This is a genomic window from Pauljensenia sp. UMB3104 (assembly GCF_030217285.1).
In the GTDB taxonomy this organism is placed as follows: domain Bacteria; phylum Actinomycetota; class Actinomycetes; order Actinomycetales; family Actinomycetaceae; genus Pauljensenia.
Genome location: NZ_JASONN010000611.1, coordinates 1 through 235 on the forward strand (window position 1 = coordinate 1; position 235 = coordinate 235).

Below are 235 nucleotides of genomic sequence, written 5' to 3' on the forward strand. Positions count from 1 at the left end.
TGAGGCCGATGAGAAGGTGGTGCTCTCGCACGCAACGTGGGACGCGGACATTGATGTGCGCTCCGGTGACGACGGCCTCGACGTCAGAGTCGTCGCGCGTAACGGAGACGAGGTGATCACGAGGCCGCGCATCGACCGCGATGCGAGTGTGCTGTTGCTGGATGGAGGGCGCGCAATCGCGCGTATTGAGGGGGTGGGAACGCTCGACGGCTTTCCTCTCGATCGAGGCCTGCAT

At 64.3% G+C, this 235-nt stretch carries 1 protein-coding gene; it reads left to right on the top strand.

What is annotated here, in order from left to right; genetic code table 11:
• Positions 1–235 (top strand): hypothetical protein (locus QP415_RS12985; protein WP_285100349.1); only part of this gene is annotated, 235 nt, incomplete at both ends.